This window comes from Roseibium sp., assembly GCF_048260565.1.
Taxonomy (GTDB): domain Bacteria; phylum Pseudomonadota; class Alphaproteobacteria; order Rhizobiales; family Stappiaceae; genus Roseibium.
The window spans coordinates 703,865-720,293 of sequence record NZ_JBLXGP010000002.1; the positions used below are offsets into that span (position 1 = coordinate 703,865).

Annotated in this window: 16 protein-coding genes; 1 reads left to right on the top strand and 15 read right to left on the bottom strand. The window is 61.4% G+C overall.

Annotated features, from left to right (window positions below; genetic code table 11):
* Nucleotides 1-40: 40 nt before the first annotated feature.
* From ACN0SO_RS07615 to ACN0SO_RS07645, 7 genes are all read right to left on the bottom strand, one after another.
* On the bottom strand, nt 41-1,000 hold the full coding sequence (locus ACN0SO_RS07615; protein WP_417676167.1) for a TAXI family TRAP transporter solute-binding subunit: 960 nt from the start codon (nt 998-1,000) through the stop codon (nt 41-43).
* A gap of 146 nt (nt 1,001-1,146) precedes the next feature.
* Nucleotides 1,147-1,701, bottom strand: a complete 555-nt coding sequence (locus tag ACN0SO_RS07620; protein WP_417676169.1) for a hypothetical protein — start codon at nt 1,699-1,701, stop codon at nt 1,147-1,149.
* A gap of 210 nt (nt 1,702-1,911) precedes the next feature.
* Nucleotides 1,912-3,111, bottom strand: a complete 1,200-nt coding sequence (locus ACN0SO_RS07625; RefSeq protein WP_417676171.1) for a multidrug effflux MFS transporter — start codon at nt 3,109-3,111, stop codon at nt 1,912-1,914.
* A gap of 252 nt (nt 3,112-3,363) precedes the next feature.
* Nucleotides 3,364-4,683 carry a 3,4-dihydroxy-2-butanone-4-phosphate synthase gene (gene ribB, locus ACN0SO_RS07630; RefSeq protein WP_417676173.1) on the bottom strand — a complete coding sequence of 440 codons (1,320 nt, stop codon included), beginning with the start codon at nt 4,681-4,683 and terminating at the stop codon, nt 3,364-3,366.
* Nucleotides 4,684-4,769: 86 nt separating this feature from the next.
* The gene (locus tag ACN0SO_RS07635; RefSeq protein WP_417676175.1) at nt 4,770-5,444 is read right to left on the bottom strand and encodes a gamma-glutamyl-gamma-aminobutyrate hydrolase family protein; all 675 of its coding nucleotides are present in this window, start codon (nt 5,442-5,444) and stop codon (nt 4,770-4,772) included.
* Complete coding sequence (locus tag ACN0SO_RS07640) at nt 5,441-6,424, bottom strand: amidoligase family protein (RefSeq protein WP_417676177.1); 984 nt, start codon at nt 6,422-6,424, stop codon at nt 5,441-5,443. The genes ACN0SO_RS07635 and ACN0SO_RS07640 overlap by 4 nt, the downstream gene beginning before the upstream one ends.
* A 31-nt stretch (nt 6,425-6,455) precedes the next feature.
* Nucleotides 6,456-7,580, bottom strand: coding sequence for a class I SAM-dependent methyltransferase (locus tag ACN0SO_RS07645; protein ID WP_417676179.1), 1,125 nt, complete (start codon nt 7,578-7,580; stop codon nt 6,456-6,458).
* A gap of 139 nt (nt 7,581-7,719) precedes the next feature.
* Here ACN0SO_RS07645 and ACN0SO_RS07650 point away from each other — a divergent pair, with 139 nt between their 5' ends.
* Entirely contained in the window at nt 7,720-8,676 is a 957-nt protein-coding gene (locus tag ACN0SO_RS07650) for a formylglycine-generating enzyme family protein (RefSeq protein ID WP_417676181.1), read from the top strand.
* A 22-nt stretch (nt 8,677-8,698) separates the two neighbouring features.
* Here ACN0SO_RS07650 and ACN0SO_RS07655 read toward each other — a convergent pair whose 3' ends face one another.
* From ACN0SO_RS07655 to dxs, 8 genes are all read right to left on the bottom strand, one after another.
* Entirely contained in the window at nt 8,699-9,940 is a 1,242-nt protein-coding gene (locus ACN0SO_RS07655) for a class I SAM-dependent RNA methyltransferase (RefSeq protein WP_417676183.1), read from the bottom strand.
* Nucleotides 9,941-9,990: 50 nt separating this feature from the next.
* Nucleotides 9,991-10,755, bottom strand: a complete 765-nt coding sequence (locus ACN0SO_RS07660) for a TlyA family RNA methyltransferase (RefSeq protein WP_417676185.1) — start codon at nt 10,753-10,755, stop codon at nt 9,991-9,993.
* An 8-nt stretch (nt 10,756-10,763) separates the two neighbouring features.
* The gene (locus ACN0SO_RS07665) at nt 10,764-10,898 is read right to left on the bottom strand and encodes a hypothetical protein (RefSeq protein WP_417676187.1); all 135 of its coding nucleotides are present in this window, start codon (nt 10,896-10,898) and stop codon (nt 10,764-10,766) included.
* Nucleotides 10,899-10,940: 42 nt separating this feature from the next.
* Entirely contained in the window at nt 10,941-11,567 is a 627-nt protein-coding gene (locus ACN0SO_RS07670; protein ID WP_417676189.1) for an SCO family protein, read from the bottom strand.
* A gap of 7 nt (nt 11,568-11,574) precedes the next feature.
* On the bottom strand, nt 11,575-12,087 hold the full coding sequence (locus ACN0SO_RS07675) for a copper chaperone PCu(A)C (protein WP_417676191.1): 513 nt from the start codon (nt 12,085-12,087) through the stop codon (nt 11,575-11,577).
* Nucleotides 12,088-12,145: 58 nt separating this feature from the next.
* The gene (locus ACN0SO_RS07680) at nt 12,146-12,547 is read right to left on the bottom strand and encodes a hypothetical protein (RefSeq protein WP_417676193.1); all 402 of its coding nucleotides are present in this window, start codon (nt 12,545-12,547) and stop codon (nt 12,146-12,148) included.
* 73 nt (nt 12,548-12,620) lie between these two features.
* Nucleotides 12,621-14,066: an MFS transporter gene (locus ACN0SO_RS07685; RefSeq protein ID WP_417676195.1), complete on the bottom strand. Its 1,446-nt coding sequence runs from the start codon at nt 14,064-14,066 to the stop codon at nt 12,621-12,623.
* Between the two features lie 148 nt (nt 14,067-14,214).
* Nucleotides 14,215-16,134 (bottom strand): 1-deoxy-D-xylulose-5-phosphate synthase, encoded by a 1,920-nt coding sequence (gene dxs / locus ACN0SO_RS07690; protein ID WP_417676197.1) that lies wholly within the window; start codon nt 16,132-16,134, stop codon nt 14,215-14,217.
* Nucleotides 16,135-16,429: the final 295 nt, after the last annotated feature.

Here is a 16,429-nt window from a genome sequence, read left to right on the forward strand (position 1 = left end):
ACCGTTAAGACCGCCCCGGGGACCGTATGGAAACGGCAGGTTATTTTTGTGCGTCGGTCAGCGTGAAGCCGGCTTCCTCATAGTAGCGCAGGGCGCCGGGGTGGATCTTGCCGGTGATCGTTGGCATCAGGCCCTGGTCGACCCCGTTCCACCAGCGGCTCGTTTCGCCCATGGCGGCCTTGGTTTCCCAGAACGTCTTGGTAAGCTCATAGGCGGTGTCGTCGTCCATCGCCAGGGTCGTGTAAGCCACCACCGGAAGGGACGTGGTGGTGATATCCTTGTCCTGGCCCGCATAGGTGCCGGCGGGAATGACCAGTTTGGAGCGCTTGGTCTCCGCAATCTGATCATCGGTCAGCGACAGGACGGTAACGTCGGTGGACGCGGCCGCTTCGACCACGTTCGGAGCCGGCCAGGAACCGGCGGTGACGAAGCCGTCGATCTGGCCGTTCTTCAGCGCCGGAACCGCATTGGAGAGTTCCACTTCGGCGAGTTTCACCTTGCCTTCAAGGCCGAACAGATTGAGGTATTTCTCCCCTTCCTTCGCGCCGAAGGAGCCTTTGCCGAGCAGGATCGTTTTGCCGTCCAGGCCGGCAAAGTCGGTCACGCCGCTCTTTTTGGCCATGACGAAATGCATGGTCAGCGACGGGATCGGGAACAGGGCCCGGATATCGTCGAATTTGGGGCTCGTCTTGCCTTCGAACATGGCCTTGCCGGCCTGTGCCAGGCCGACCAGGGCGGGCGGAGTGGTAAAGACGTAATCACCGCCACGCGCGCGGGTTTCCATCACGTTTTGCACCGATCCCTGGCTTTCCTCGACGGTCACGATGATCTCGCCCTTCGAGCCCGCCTTCATGGCTTCGGCGATCTCCACACCCATCTGGTAATAGGAGGATCCGGTCTTGGCTGACTTGTAGGTGATCCGGGTTTCGGCAGACGCCGGCAGTGTCATTGCCAGGCCGGCGAGCGCGGCAAGGCCCAGTCGAAACGTTTTGGTGAGCATGGTTTCCTCCTGAACGGCGTGGGGATAGGGTCCCGTATCGCCTTATGAATTCGCTTGCAAAATGACGGCTGGCCATTCGGATCGGCGCCAGCCCTTATTGGTATGAAACCGAACAGGCCATAATGCAATCTCGTATGCAACCTGCCTTAAACGTTCCGGTACGCCCGGAGCCTGTCCATGATCTGCTCCGGATCGGCGGCCAGCGTATGCAGCTGGATCACAAGCGTGTCCGTGCCGTCGGCTTCGCGGCGGGTCTTCCAGCTGCGCATCATCACCTTCTTCCAGACCGGAAAGATCTGCGGCCCGGAGACCGCATCGGCCAGGGGCCGCGTGAGCGAGACTTCCAGCCGCGCGAGCTGGATGTTGCGGACCGCGGTGCGGTGCAGCTCGAACTTCCGGATCGAGGCCCAGTCGATAAAGCCGATCCGTTCGACGAAAAAGCCGTCCGCATTGGCGCCGATCTGCGGAACGCGCCGGTCGAGCATCGGATAGTGCCAGAAGGCGACGGCGAGCGGCGCAAGGGCGATCAGCGCCATCACCGGCATGTCCGCGGCAATTGAGACGACGACCATGACCGCACCCAGGAACAGGCCTCCGAACACCATTGCATCACCACTTGAACGGTCGAAGCCGATGGCAAAGGGAGCCGGTCCCATTGGTTTTTCCAGATCGCTGAACGGATCGGCATCCGAATTGCTCATGTACCGCACTTCGCCTGTTTCGGGTTGTCAGTCGCGCGATTTTCAGGCGCTTCGACGGTGTTGTCAAAGGCGCGCCCGCACTTAATCAGGCCGAAGGCCGGTAGTGCAGATAATAGCGCGCCTGCACTCAAGTAGGCCGAAGGCCGGTAGTGCAGATAATAGCGCGCCCGGACTCAAGCAGGCCGAAGGCCGATAGTGCAAAAAACATATTCAAACCGTGCCTCGCGTCTCCGGCGCGCCGACACGCAGGATCCTGGAAATGGCAAAGGCCATCACCGCGCAGACCGCGATGGTCGCGACCATGGGCAGAGCGGTGCCGTCGAAGAACGGGCTGGCCGCTGCGATCATCAGTCCGCCGATCACCATCTGCAGGGTGCCGCCAAGTGAGGAGGCGAGGCCGGCAATGTGCCCGTGCCGGTCGAGGGCAAGCACCATCGTGGTCGGAATGACCAGACCGAGGCAGGCATTTCCGGCAAACAGAAACGCGATCAGGACCGGGAGCGATCCGAGGCCTGCGGCGGTGAGCGTCAGCAACGCCAGTTCGATGAGGAAAAAGCCGGTTGTCGCCCAGGCGATCATCCGGGCCATGCCGAACCGCTCGCCCAGACCGGCCGCGAACTGGGAGGAGGAGAAGAAGCCGATGGCGTTGACCGCAAAGGCCAGACTGAACTGCATCAGGCTCAGGCCGTATTGCTGGGTGTAGACGAAGCTTGCGCTGGCGATGAAGACGAAGAAGCTCGCCAGGCCGCAGCCGCCGATCAGCGTCAGGCCCATGAACCTGGGATCCTTCAGCAGTTCCCGGGAACCGGCCACAAGGTTCCTGACGTTGACCGGCGTCCTGTTCTCGGGCGCGAGCGTTTCCGGCAGGGTCGTTGCCACCATTGCAATGCTGAACAGGCCCGCCACCGCCAGGAACAGGAAGATCGTGGGCCAGCCTCCGAGTGCGATCAGGCCGGTGCCGGCCAGGGGCGCAAGCATGGGCGATACGCTGATGACCAGCATGACCAGCGCCATCAGCCGCGTCGCTTCGTAGCCGGTATGCAGGTCGCGGATGATGGCCCGCGGCACCACCATGACCGCCGCCGCGCCGATGCCCTGTACGAACCGGGCGGCAATCAGCCATTCGATCGTCGGCGCAAACGCGCAGCCGAGCGAGCCGAGACAGAAGATCGAAAGCCCCATGTAAACCGGCAGCTTCCGCCCGATCTGATCGGACAGCGGCCCATAGATCATCTGCGAGATGCCGAACGACAGGAAAAAGACGGTCAGCGTCATCTGCGTGGCGGCGACGGACGCATCAAGCGCCTCCCCTATGGCCGGCAGGGCGGGAAGATAGATATCGATCGAAAAGGGGCCGACAGCCGACATCAGGCCGAGCACGACCGCAGAGCGAAACAAACCGCTGGACATGGTCCGAAGTCCTGGAAATTTAGGAATATGAAAACCGGAAGGGCACGGGTGGCCCGGATCGCAACGTGAGGAACGGGAGCGCGATCCGAACACGTCTAAAACTAAAGGCGCATATGGCGCTGTTCAATGGCCGAAACCAATGTTCCGGCCATTTGGTCCCCGGTGTGGCCGAAATGCCATGGGAAGCGAGGACGGGATGAGCCGGTACCGTCGGAACGGGACCGGGAAAATTGGGGACGAGCGGAGCCCGGATCAGTGATCCAGGATCTCGGTCTCCTCGATCTTGATATCGAAACCTTCCAGCCCGACGTAGTGCCGCTCGCGGGAGGCAAGCAGGCGGATGGAGGTGACGCCAAGATCCTTGAGGATCTGCGCGCCGAGGCCGATTTCCCGCCATTGCTCCTGGCGTGCCTGCGCCGAACTGTGCTCTTCGGTTTCGGCGGCCTCGAGTTCGCTGCGCGGGCGGGTTGACTGGCGGGCGACGCCGACCGAGCCCTCGCGCAGGTAGACGATGATGCCGCGGCCCCGTTCGGCGAAATGCTTCATGGTGGCGTCGAGTGGCTGGTTCTTGCCGAACACGTCATCGAGAACGGATTCAAGCTGCAGCCGGACCGGCACGTTGCGGCCGTCCAGAATGTCGCCGTAGACGATGGCCACATGGTGCATCGGATCGTAGGGCGTGGAATAGGTCATGGCATAGGCCGGGCCGACGATCGTGTCGACCGGCTGTTCGTTGATCCGTTCCACCAGACGTTCGGTCCGCTGGCGCCAGGCGATCAGGTCGGAAACGGAAACCATCTTGAGGTCGTGCTCTGCGGCGAAATCGGCCACCTGCGCACCGCGCTTGACGGTGCCGTCGTCATTGACGAGCTCGCTGATAACGCCCACTTCCGTCAGTCCGGCCAGCCGGCACAGATCGACGGCGGCTTCCGTATGGCCGGAACGCATCAGAACGCCGCCTTCCTTGGCCACAAGCGGGAAGATATGGCCGGGCCGGACGAAATCCTCCGCCGCCACATTCGAATTGGCGAGTGCGCGGACCGTGGAGCAGCGCTCCTCGGCGGAAATGCCGGTCGTCAGCCCCTGACGATAGTCGACGGAGATGGTGAAGGCGGTTGCCAGCGGTGCATCGTTTTCCGCCACCATCGGGTCGAGCCGGAGCCGGCGGGCAGCAGCGACTGTCATGGGGGCGCAGACGATGCCGGAGGTATGGCGGACGACGAAGGCCATCTGTTCCGGTGTCACCTTGGAGGCGGCAACGATCAGATCGCCTTCGTTTTCGCGATCGTCGTCGTCGGTGACGACCACGATTTCGCCGCGTTCGAACGCACGGATGGCTTCTGCGACACGGGCCTGGGACACGGGATGCTCCTTGGTTATGGAAAGGCCGAGAAAGTCGTTGGGGGTCACCGCGCCGTTGGTGGCTTCGGCGATCTTGCGCGCCATGTCGCGCGACACCCAGACATTCGGATCATTGCAAAGCGCTGTGACCGAGGCAGCGGACAGGTTGGCGCGGCGCGCAAAGGCGCTGCGGCTTTCCCCGTTCTGCGATAGCCAGTGATCCAGTCTCATGACCGTTCATGTACTGCCCGGACGGGCTTGCCGCAAGCCGATTCCGGAAAAAATTTCAGTATCACTGAAATGGGGGCCGAGATTGCTCAGAGTCGGTCCCGGACCGCGGTCAGGAAAGCCTTGAACAGCCGGCGGTGAATCCGCCTGTAGATCAGAAATTCCGGGTGCCACTGAACTCCCATGGTGAAATGGGCGTCGGGATCTTCGACCGCCTGCGGGACGTTGTATTCGTCCCGGGCGACGATTTTCAGCCCCCTGCCAAGTCGGTCGATCGCCTGGTTGTGCAGACTATTGACCCGCAGGGTTTCGCGTTCATGGATCCTGGAGAGCCGGCTGTCGTTGACGAATTGAACCGTCTTGGCAGGAAGCGGGGTCCACATCTTCGGCACGCCCTCGAAGACGGCGCGCACATCCTGGTGCAGAGAGCCGCCGCGATGGATGTTGAGCATCTGCGCCCCGCGACAGATACCGAGCACCGGCATATCCAGCGGATCGACATATTTCAGGATCTCCAGCTCCATCTGATCCCGTTCCGGGTCGAGCCGGGCATCGAGGGGCGTATTCGCCAGATAGAGGTCGGGGCTGATGTCGTCGCCGCCGCCGATGATGAAGCCGTCGAAATCGGTCAGGTCGTACTGACGCGCAGGCGCGATCAGCCGCACAGGTTCCGCGCCGTAGAGGGTCAGCGACATCCAGTAGAACCACCACATGTACCGTCCGCCGCCGCGTGATGTGGTAACGCCTATCCGGGGTCTGGTCATGACAGCAGCAGCCATTCACTGGATTTAACGGCCCAGGTGCCGCTGAAAGGCCATTTATGATGATATTGGTAGGCTTCGCCCATTTTCCGAAGCAAGTCCGGTCTCTCGGCAAGCTTCTCCACCAGGCACCATCGGTTCCATTCCAGAAGAATGCCCCAACCCGGTTCGCCGAGGCGGGAGTCGGGCAGGCGGTAATGGAACGTCGGCCGCGCCTTGATCAGCGGATCGTTGACAACATCCAGCACCCGTTTCTTGTCGAGATGGGCGAACAGCGGCAGCATGTCCAGCTCCCGGTTCCGGGTCGGATTGGCTTCCAGGTAATCGTCGATCAGCGTGGGCAGGTCAGGAGCGTAATCCGGCGCGAGGACCTTGTTGACATAGGCCAGCGGAAAAGGATCCGCGAAGGCGGCGATCAGGCGGGTCGGGTCGACGTCGATGACCGCCCGGAGCCAGTCTGACATCAGGAGATAGGCCTTGAGCATCGCCGTCAGGTAGCTTGCGTCCGCCGACACGATTTCCGGATTGAGCTGCGCGCCGAACGCATAGAGCGGGCTCGATCGCGTGCTGGATGCGCCCGCGTCGTGGAGGGCGTCCACAAGTGTTTCGACTTCCGAAAGGTCATCGAGGGCAATCGGCGGGCAGACAACCTCGCAGGGCACGATATAGGACGAGATGTCGCCGAGAAGTTTGCGAAACTCGGCCCGGAACTTTGTCAGGAACTCCTTCGCGCCTTCCGTCGGCGTTTCGAGCTTGTTTTCGTCAGCAGCCGAATGGACATACTGACTGTCGAGTTCGCAGATGAACTCGCCGAACTTCGTGTCCTTGACGAAGAACCGGTGCGGGTCCTCCTCCACGATGCTGCCGCCGAAAAGCGACTGGACGAGACGGGCGCCGTCCCGGGCGCTGACGGCCGCGAATTCCAGTTCCACCCCGACCCGGCGTGTTTTTCCGTCCGCACCGAGTGTGTGCGGCGGCCACATCATTTTTTCCGACAGGATCATGGTTTCCCGGTCAGGCTTTCTCTTTGACGAATTCCGCGACACGCGAAACGAACGCAGGCACCACGGCATTCTCCCTCAAGCCCGCCTGTTGGAACAAGCCCGTGAGGTCTTCTTTCAGATACGAGGTAAAGTAAGGTTCGTGGAAGAGCTGCGGGAAGAGAGACAAGAGCCCGTCATAGTCGGGAATGTCGCCGGTTTGCAGGCTGTCGACGAACAGAAAGCTGCCGCCCGGTTTCAACACGCGCGCGACTTCGCAAATCACCTGCCGGCGCACCTTGGGCGGAAGCTCGTGGAACAAAAAGACACACGAAACCACGTCCAGGCTGTTGTCCGAAAAGGGCAGGGTTTCCGCCATGGCTTTGACGAAAGAGGCCCTATGGCTGTCGATCCGCTCGCGGGCGACGTTGAGATAGGGTTCCGACAGATCCACACCGATGCCCCTGAGACGCGGAAAGGCGGCAAGGGCCGGTTTCAACAATCCGCCGGTGCCGCAGGCCAGATCCGCGTAGGCGACCTTCCGCTGGTCCTTTGCGCGCAGGATCCGGGCAAGAGGCACGAGCGCGCGCCGGCGCATGGCCGCAGTCGCTCCGGAAAACAGGACATCGACCTGAAAATCGTAAAGCCTTGCGCTTTCTTCGGAAAACCAGCCGTCCGTCTGGAAATGGAAATTCTGGCGGTAGTACCGCGGCAGGTGCTTACCGAACCGGTCGCTTTCCTCAAAGACTTCCTGATGGCTGCCGGTTGCCCGGCGTTCGGCGACCCTGGGCACATCGGCGAAAAAGGCCCGGCTCGTTCTGAGCAGTTCGCGCGGGGTCATGGTGCCGTCGCGCGGGGACGGGTAGTCGCCATCCTCCACCGATTTCAGATCCGCGGCAAAGAGCTTTGCGATATCGGCCAGCATGCGGCGCTGGGACGGCACCGGCCCGTCCGGAACCGGTGTCGGTGTTTCGGGGAGATCCGCCTTCAGCCGGTTGTTGACCCGGCGCATGGCTTCCGAATGGGCGGTATAAAGCGCAATCCGGCTGCCTTGCCGCAGGATGTAGCCTGTCCGCCTGGCCAGCGTGCCAAGCGATGGCCGTGCGGATCGTTCCTGTCCGGAGGTCTCAACAGTTTCCCTGGTCTCGACCGGCTTCATCGGTTCACTCCCTCACGAGGTTGCGCCTACCTCAATATAGGGTGAAAAAATCGAATTTCTCCGAATGAAAACAACAATTTTTACTTTTGCATATGACGGCCGCTAGCCTAGAAAGTTCAAAGCGACGCGCCGCGTAACCATGGCGTGTGGTCGCGGCGCTGACAGTCGAAACCTATCGGGAGTGAGAATGTTCGCAAAAACATTTCGGAAGTCAGGTGCTGGTCGTATTGGCGCGTCCCTTTCTTTCAAGTCATTCTTCTTCAATGTAATTTTCGTTTTCTGTGGGTTTTGGTGCCATGCCGCCTCGGCGGCTGAAGAAGTCGTCAGCTTTGTCAGCTGCAAGGACTGTCCGGAGATGGTCCGGGTGAAGGAATCGGACTTTTCGAGCTTCATGAAAAGCGGTTCGTCCGGTGCAGCCGGAAAGCGCAAGTTCGCGATCGGAAGATACGAAGTCACCAATGAAGAATATGCGGATTTCCTCAATGACCTCCTGAAAGGGCGGAAGGAAATCAAGGACGCCTGGTTCGACGGAAAAAAGAACAATCCGAAAAGCCGTTTGATTTTCAAAGGAGGCCGGATCCAGATCGCGAAAGGCTACGAACGGCATCCTGTCGCATTCGTATCGTGGGTCGGCGCGGTCGCCTATACGGACTGGTTGAGCGAGAAAAGCGGCCAGACATACCGTTTACCCACTGTCGAGGAGTGGGTGATCGCGAACAAGGCGGGGTCGCGCCACAAGTTCTTTTATGGCGATGAGCTTGAGGATATGTGCTTCTATGCGAATGTCGTGGACATATCCTACGCCTCCGTAAACAAAGCGGCCTTCGTCAAATGCGACGATCTGAATGTCGGTCCGGCAAGAGTGGGGTCCTTTCTTCCGAACAAGTACAAACTGTTTGACACGACCGGGAACGTGAAGGAATGGACCTCCAGCTGCAAACCGATCAATAAAAAGGAAGAAGATTGCGAGAGCAGAATGACTGCCGGTGGCAGCTTCTCCAATCTCGGCTGGGACGACAAAGGCCTGACCCGGACGGCTGAACCGAAAACCTCGAAATCGGAGCAGGTCGGTTTTCGCGTGTTGCTTGAAGAATAAGCTAAGCGCGCGTGCGCCTCTGCTATTTGCGCCTGTCCAGGATAGCGACCACCTCGACGTGGGGCGAGAAAACGAACTGGTCCACCGGCGTGACCGTCCGAAGGTCGTAGCCGCCATCGATCAGGAGCCTGAGATCCCTGGCAAGCGTTGCCGGATTGCAGGATACGGCGGCGATCCGCGGCACAGTCGAAAGCGCCAGTTGTTCCGCCTGGGCCTGCGCACCGGCCCGCGGCGGATCGAAGACCACCGCGTCGAAGGCGTTCAACTCTTCCGCCATCAGCGGTCGCCGGAACAGGTCCCGCCGCTCCATCGTGACCTGTTTCAGGCCTTTCGGGATGCGCAGGGCGTTTTCCAGCGCCTTGATCGCCGCGGCATCGCCTTCGACCGCATGAACGGAGGCGGATTTCGCGATCCTGAGCGCAAATGTGCCGGAGCCGGCGAAGAGATCAGCGACCTTCTTCGGCTTGCCGAGGCCGTCCGTGACCAGACCGCAAAGGGCCGTCTCGGCGGTAAGGGTCGCCTGGGTAAAGCCGCCGGGTGGCGGAACGACGGCGGTCCCGTCCATATCGAGCACGGGCGGACGCACTTCCAAAAGGGTTTCGCCATTGACCGACAGCCGCGCCAGGTCCAGCTCGACCGCAAGCTGGGACAGCTGCGCGATCTTCTGTTCGTAATTCCGGTTGGCCTGCTCGAAGGTCACATCGAGACCGGCGGTCGTCGACAGGACCGTGACCCGGAGCTCGCCTTTCTTCGGCATCAGCGGATCGGCGAGCTTTTTGAGGCCGGGAAGAGCAGCGACGATTTCTGGAACGAGCACCGGGCATTCGCGAATATCGACCAGCCGGTGGCTTGCCTTTTCATGATAGCCCAGCAGCACGTGACGCCCGGCCCGGACGGCGGTCAGGACCGCCCGGCGGCGTGTGCCGGGGGATCCCGCAACGACGGCCTCCACGGCGGCGTCGATGCCCCGGTCGGACAGGGCCTTTTCGACGAGCACGCGTTTCCAGTCCAGATAGGCGCCGGAGGCCAGATGCTGCACCGAGCAGCCACCACAGGCGTCGAAGTGCCGGCAGATCGGCGCGATCCGTTCCGGGCTTTCCTGCTCGATCCGGATATGGTTCGCCCGGCCGTCCGCGATCTGCGCGGAGACCGTTTCACCGGGCAGGGCACCTGCGACGAAGACTGGGCCGTCCGCGGTCTCCGCAATGCCGTCGCCACGATGACCGAGACTTGTGACCTGAAGCTGGGTGTTTTCCTTGCTCATGGCCGAGCGATAGCTTTGAACCGGCAACAACGCAACCGCGAAGGCTCGGACTAACCCGACTTCTTGCCGTAAAGCAGCCACTCGGCGTTGCCATCGCCGCCCTTGACCGGCGAGGGCGTCAGGCCACAGGCCTGCCACCCGGGAACCCCGTCGAGCCAGATCTGCAACGCGTGCGCCGTACTTTCGGCGATCTCCGGATCGACAAGTCCGCCCTTGCCGATGTTTTCCCGCCCCGCCTCGAACTGCGGTTTCACCAGGAAGATACCTTCCGCCTCGGGGGGCGCCAGATCGAGAGCGGGCGGCAGCGCCAGTTTCAGGGAAATGAAGCTGACGTCCGAGACCAGCAACTCCGGCCAATCTCCGGTGATGTCGGCCCCGTTGAGGTCACTGCCGGTCAGATCGCGGGCGTTGAGACCGTCGCGGGCAATGACCCTCGGATCGGATCGCACGGTCTCGTGCAACTGGTCGTGGCCGACGTCGATGGCATGAACGCGGCTTGCGCCGCGTTCCAGAAGCACCTGGGTGAAGCCGCCTGTGGAGGCGCCGATATCGAGGCAGATTTTGTTCCGCGGATCGACGCCGAAGACGTCCAGTCCTTCGATCAGCTTGAGGGCCGCGCGGGAAACATATCGAGATGCCGGATCGGCGACCGACACGGATGCGTCGCCTGCCACCTTCTGTGCCGGCTTCTCGCACACGGCTCCGTTCACGGTCACCGTTCCCCGCAGGATCGCGTCGCGCGCCCGGGCCCGGCTCGGAAAGAGCCCGATATCGACGAGATGCTGATCGAGGCGCGTTTTAGGGGGCGGACTCATGGCGTCTTCTAAAAACAACCGGCAATCGCGGAGATCATCCTGTCGAAATAGATCCGCTCGCCGAAACGCAGCCACAAGAAGCCGGACAGGACCAGCAGAACGGCTGCTCCAAGAGCCAATCCCCTGTAAAGCGATGCGTTCACGGCAGCCACTCCGGTTCTGTCCGCACGACCTGACAAGAAGCCCTAGCTGGTCTTCGGGGCGTTGTCGATCAGGCGGCGCAGCTTCTTCAGTGCGTTTTCCTCATCCTCCCCGTAGGCAATCGTGCCGACGAAGCGGTTGTCCGAGTTCATCAGGAAAACCGCGGCAGAATGGTCCATCGTGTAGTCGCCATCGTCAAGCGGCACCTTTTTCGCGTAGACCCGGTAAGTCTTCACGACCGCGTCGACCTGCTCGCGGCTGCCGCTCAGCGGAACGATCCGCTTGTCGAAAGCGGCGACATAGTCGCGCATGACATTTGGAGTATCGCGCTCCGGATCCACCGTCACGAACAGGAAATTCAGCCGGTCCGCATCCGGGCCGAGCGACTCGATCCAGCCCTGCATCTCGGTAAGGGTCGTCGGGCAGACTTCAGGACAATAGGTGAAGCCGAAATAGATCGCGAGCGGTTTGCCGGCGAAATCCTTGTCGGTCACGGTTTCGCCGTTGCCGTTGACGAGTTCGAAAGGCCCGCCGATGGCGGCCAACGGCTCAATCAGCGCGCCTGCGTTCTTGGAGCCGGTCGCCTGTTGATAGACCAGTACTCCGGCGGCGGCGGCAAGGGCGGCAACCGCCGCCCACGCCCCGATACGGATAAGTTTCAATGTAGACATGAAGTCCTCAATTGCCGTTCTTTTTCATGCCGCCCTGGTTCATGTTCATCTTGCCATGACCCATGCCCTTGGCACCCATTTTCTCGACTGCCAGCTTGATCTCCACGTCGCCCGCCTTTTCGAAGGTCAGCTTGACCGGCACTTCGGTTCCTTCCTCGAAGGGCGCGTTCAGACCCATGAACATGATGTGGAGACCGCCGGGCTGCAGGGCAACCGTTTCGCCTGCAGGCACCTCGATACCGCCTTCCTTCTCGCGCATGACCATGACGCCGTCGGTCACGGCCATCTCATGCAGCTCCACCTTTTTCGCGGCCGGTGAGCTCGCGGCAATCAGTCGGTCGGCCTCGGTGCCGGAATTGGTGATTTCGACGAAGCCGCCCCCGGCCATGGCCTTGGGCGGAGTGGCCCGGGTCCATGTCTTGGAAAGGGTCAGGTTGCCGAGAGTGACGTCTTCCGCCTGGGCGGCGGAGGCAACGATGGTGAGCATGGCCGCAGCGGCCAGGGTTTTCAGGAGTTTCATCTGTTTAGTCCTTGAATGAGAGTGGGGTGCGCCAATCGGCGCGTTTCGTTGTCTTGTCTCAGCTCAAGGAAAGGGGAGGGGCGCGAATCGGAGTTTGTTCCCGCAGAATCGCCGGCGTATGCCATCCGGAGGCGGGCAGCGGAAGCTTTCCGCTCTGGGTCTGAGCGGCGACTTTCCAGACAGCATCGACGGCCGGTGTGGCCGTGAAATGGCCCAGATGAATACATGCGGGTCCGCAAATGCAGTGAGCCGGATCATGGGGCGCGGGCGATGGCAAACTGCCGTCGTCCTGAACGGACGGCTGGCACAGAATGCCGAGACCGGAGGCCGCGACTTCCGGGGACAGCGCCAGACCGATCATGATCACGGTGACCCGCAATCCGACGGCCAGCATGGCCAGGAGCGCCAGGGGACGGCGTTCCATGCGCAGTGTCTGGAAGAAGGTCATCGGTGCGGACATGCGCGCAATATGATCATGTTTTGTGCAAAGGTCGAGTGCTGGAATCGTCACAGGGGCGCGGCGCCTGCGAAGCTCAGGGTTTGTCCGTTTTCTCTCCCGTTGCAGACCCTGCTTTTTCACCTTCCGCGTCAACCTCGGTTTCGGTCAGATGTCCATGTCCATGTCCATGTCCATGTCCATGTCCATGTCCATCTTCCGGCGTGATGACTTCTTCGGTGATTTCATGCGCTTCCGGATCGTAGACCGCGTCTTCATAGGCAGGGAATTCCTCAGGCGGGATCACGTTGTCCGCATCCACATCGAGCGGTTCGGGCGTAATAACCGAACCGACCTGCGCCGTGGCGGCGTATTCGAAGTCGTACTTGTCCTCCGGATCGATCGCCTGGCGTGCGAACATGCGGGCGAATACGAAGCCCGCCAAAGCGATTTCGGCGGCGGCGACCAGAAAATACAAGCCGCCCGGGCCTGTCTGGCTCATGAGGATCGAGGCCGTGAACGGGCCGATGATCGACCCGATGCCGAACGACAGCAGAAGGCCGGACGAGGTTTCCAGGAAATCTTCCGGATCGGCATAGTCGAACGCATGTGCGACCGCGATTGCGTATCCGGGCTGAGAGCAGATGCCGATCAGGACGGCAAGGCCTGCCGCCATGTAAAATCCCGTCGGCGACAGAAACGCGATCACAAGGGCGACGATCGTGGTGGAGATGCCGATGCCGATCAGCACAATGCGCCGATCGATCAGGTCCGACACCCGCCCGATCGGCCACTGGGAGAGCATTCCGCCGCCGATGATGGCGGCGGCATAGAAGGCCGACTGGTCGTTGTTCAGCCCGATCTGGGTTCCGTAGAGCGGCGCCAGGGTCCAAAGCGCACCGTTGGCAACCCCGACCAGCAAGGTGCCGATCAGTGCGGCTGGCGAATTTCGGTAGAGCTTCACGGGGCGGAACTGTACCAGGGCGATCGGCGCCGGCTGCGTGGTGGTGGTCAGGGCGACCGGCATCACCGCGAGACTTACGGCGACCGATGCGATCGCGAACGGCACGAAAGAAGTGATGTCCATGGTGGAGATTGAGATCTGCCCGATCATCATGAAACCGAACAGGATCACGATGTAGATCGACATGACGGTGCCGCGGTTTTCATTGGTCGCCCGTTCGTTCAGCCAGCTTTCGATGATCATGTAAAAGGCGGCCAGGCAGAAGCCGGAGATGATACGGATCAGGCTCCAGGAGAACGGGTCGACCAGGATCGGATGGAAGATCGCGGCCGCCGACATCAGGGAGACCATGGCCGCATAGGCCCGGATATGCCCCGCGCGCATGATCACGTGCGGTGCGGCCAGGCAACCCAGGACAAGGCCGAAAAAGTAGGAAGACGAAACCACCCCGATGGAGAGGTTGGAGAAGGAAGCCTGTGACGCGGCAAGGGGAAGCAGTGTGCTCTGCAGTCCGTGGCCGAAGACGAGCATGGCCACGGAAATCAGCAATGCGGAAATGGATGCGATCGTTTGGGCCATGGGACATCCGAAGCTGTTCGGCTAAACAAAACGCCGGCGATCAGCCGGCGTAAGGTTCATCTGTTTAGAGCCTTTTCAGGACATGCCGGCCCTGTCAATCTCTTAACGGCGCATAATGGAAGCCACCATTATGTTTTTGCGCTCAGGGTCAGGCGTGCTTGAACGAGCCCAGGCTGTCGGTGCCGAGGGCATGGAAAACCTGCTTGAGAATACCGTCGCAGGTCAGGCCGGCATCCCGGTACATGACGTCCGGCTTGTCCTGGTCCTGATATCGGTCCGGCAAGGACAGGGTGCGCACCTTCAGGCCGCTGTCGAGCAGGCCGAGCTCCGCCAGAGTGGTCAGCACATGGCCGCCGAAGCCGCCGCTTGCGCCTTCTTCCACCGCGACGAGTACTTCGTGTTCCCGGGCGAGGCGCTGCAGGAGGTCGATATCCAGCGGCTTGGCGAAACGGGCGTCGGCGACCGTGGTGGAAAGACCGGCCGCATCCAGTTCGTCGGCCGCCTTGAGGCATTCCGCCAGGCGCGTACCGAAGGAAAGCAGGGCGACCTTTGTGCCTTCGCGGCGAATCTTGCCCCGGCCGATTTCAAGCACGCTGCCGCGTTCCGGCAGGTCCAGGCCGACCCCTTCGCCCCGCGGATAGCGGAAGGAGATCGGGCCTTCGTCATAGGCTGCCGCGGTTGCCACCATGTGGCGCAGTTCCACTTCATCGGCGGCTGCCATGACGACGAAACCCGGCAGGCAGGACAGAAAGGCCGTGTCGAAGGAGCCTGCGTGGGTGGGGCCGTCGGCACCCACAAGTCCGGCCCGGTCGATCGGAAAACGAACCGGCAGGCCCTGGATGGCCACATCGTGCACGACCTGGTCATAGGCACGCTGCAGGAACGTCGAATAGATCGCGACGAACGGTTTGAAGCCCTCGGTCGCCAGGCCGGCGGCAAAGGTGACCGCGTGCTGTTCGGCGATGCCCACATCGAACGTACGTTTTGGAAAGACCTCCTCGAAGAGATTGAGGCCGGTTCCGTCCGGCATTGCCGCGGTGACGGCAACGATCTTTTCGTCGTGCTCGGCTTCCCGGATCAGGGATGTCGCGAACACATTGGTGTAGGACGGCGCGTTGGCCTTCGGCTTGGCCTGCTTGCCGGTGACGACATCGAATTTGGCGACGCCGTGATACTTGTCCTTCGCGCCTTCCGCGGGCGGATAGCCCTTGCCCTTCTGGGTCACGGCGTGAATCAGCACCGGTCCATGGTGGGTGTCGCGGACGTTCTTCAGGATCGGCAGCAGGTGTTCCAGATTGTGACCGTCGACCGGGCCGACATAATAGAAGCCGAGTTCCTCAAACAGAGTGCCGCCGGTCCAGAAACCGCGTGCGTATTCCTCCGCCCGCGCGGCTTTTTCCTGTAGAGGCTTGGGAAGGTTCTTGGCGATGTGCTTCGCGGCGTCACGGAAGGACTGATAGGTCGGGCCGGAGACCAGCTTGGCGAGATAGGCCGACATGGCGCCGACGGGCGGCGCAATCGACATGTCGTTGTCGTTGAGGATAACGACCAGCCGCGATCCCAGATGCCCGGCGTTGTTCATGGCTTCATAGGCCATGCCGGCGGACATGGCGCCGTCGCCTATGACCGCGATGACATTGTTGTTTCCTTCTTTGAGATCCCGTCCGACGGCCATGCCGAGCCCGGCGGAAATCGACGTCGAGGAATGCGCCGCGCCGAACGGGTCGTAGGCACTTTCCGCCCGCTTGGTGAACCCGGAAAGGCCGCCGCTCTGGCGCAGCGTGCGGATGCGGTCACGGCGTTCGGTCAGGATCTTGTGCGGATAGCACTGGTGCCCGACATCCCAGATCAACCGGTCTTCGGGCGTGTTGAAGACATAGTGGAGCGCCACCGTCAGTTCCACCACTCCGAGGCCGGCACCCAGATGACCGCCGGTAATCGAAACGGCATCGATCATTTCCTGACGCAGTTCTTCGGACAGTTGAGGAAGGTCGCTTTCCTTTAACTGTCGAAGGTCAGCCGGGTTCCTGATCGTGTCGAGCAAGGGGGTGTGCGGATGGGAAGTCACGCGACGAACGGCTCCAAATATTGGCTACAAGCGGGCAGCCTTACACCATGCAAAGATAGGGCGCAAATCGGCGGCTGAAATAGGCAAAGGACGGAAGGTTGCGAGGCGGAGCTTCCGTATACGGAAATATTGTTCGGAAAAGGGCGGAGTATTGGTAATTTTAATGCAGCAGTCACCCATTTGGGTGATGCAATCGTTCGCAAACTGCCTTACCAAGAAGGCGTGGTCGATGGGGCCACGTGCACAGTGATCAACTGGGGCCGCTTCTTTGCGGCCCCTTTTTTTGTGCGTGTTT

Bases quoted from the DNA above. Each gene is read 5' to 3' on its own strand.
- ACN0SO_RS07615 (WP_417676167.1), bottom strand. From the start codon at position 1,000: ATGCTCACCAAAACGTTTCGACTGGGCCTTGCCGCGCTCGCCGGCCTG.
- ACN0SO_RS07620 (WP_417676169.1), bottom strand. From the start codon at position 1,701: ATGAGCAATTCGGATGCCGATCCGTTCAGCGATCTGGAAAAACCAATG.
- ACN0SO_RS07625 (WP_417676171.1), bottom strand. From the start codon at position 3,111: ATGTCCAGCGGTTTGTTTCGCTCTGCGGTCGTGCTCGGCCTGATGTCG.
- ribB (WP_417676173.1), bottom strand. From the start codon at position 4,683: ATGAGACTGGATCACTGGCTATCGCAGAACGGGGAAAGCCGCAGCGCC.
- ACN0SO_RS07635 (WP_417676175.1), bottom strand. From the start codon at position 5,444: ATGACCAGACCCCGGATAGGCGTTACCACATCACGCGGCGGCGGACGG.
- ACN0SO_RS07640 (WP_417676177.1), bottom strand. From the start codon at position 6,424: ATGTGGCCGCCGCACACACTCGGTGCGGACGGAAAAACACGCCGGGTC.
- ACN0SO_RS07645 (WP_417676179.1), bottom strand. From the start codon at position 7,580: ATGAAGCCGGTCGAGACCAGGGAAACTGTTGAGACCTCCGGACAGGAA.
- ACN0SO_RS07650 (WP_417676181.1), top strand. From the start codon at position 7,720: ATGGCGTGTGGTCGCGGCGCTGACAGTCGAAACCTATCGGGAGTGAGA.
- ACN0SO_RS07655 (WP_417676183.1), bottom strand. From the start codon at position 9,940: ATGAGCAAGGAAAACACCCAGCTTCAGGTCACAAGTCTCGGTCATCGT.
- ACN0SO_RS07660 (WP_417676185.1), bottom strand. From the start codon at position 10,755: ATGAGTCCGCCCCCTAAAACGCGCCTCGATCAGCATCTCGTCGATATC.
- ACN0SO_RS07670 (WP_417676189.1), bottom strand. From the start codon at position 11,567: ATGTCTACATTGAAACTTATCCGTATCGGGGCGTGGGCGGCGGTTGCC.
- ACN0SO_RS07675 (WP_417676191.1), bottom strand. From the start codon at position 12,087: ATGAAACTCCTGAAAACCCTGGCCGCTGCGGCCATGCTCACCATCGTT.
- ACN0SO_RS07680 (WP_417676193.1), bottom strand. From the start codon at position 12,547: ATGTCCGCACCGATGACCTTCTTCCAGACACTGCGCATGGAACGCCGT.
- ACN0SO_RS07685 (WP_417676195.1), bottom strand. From the start codon at position 14,066: ATGGCCCAAACGATCGCATCCATTTCCGCATTGCTGATTTCCGTGGCC.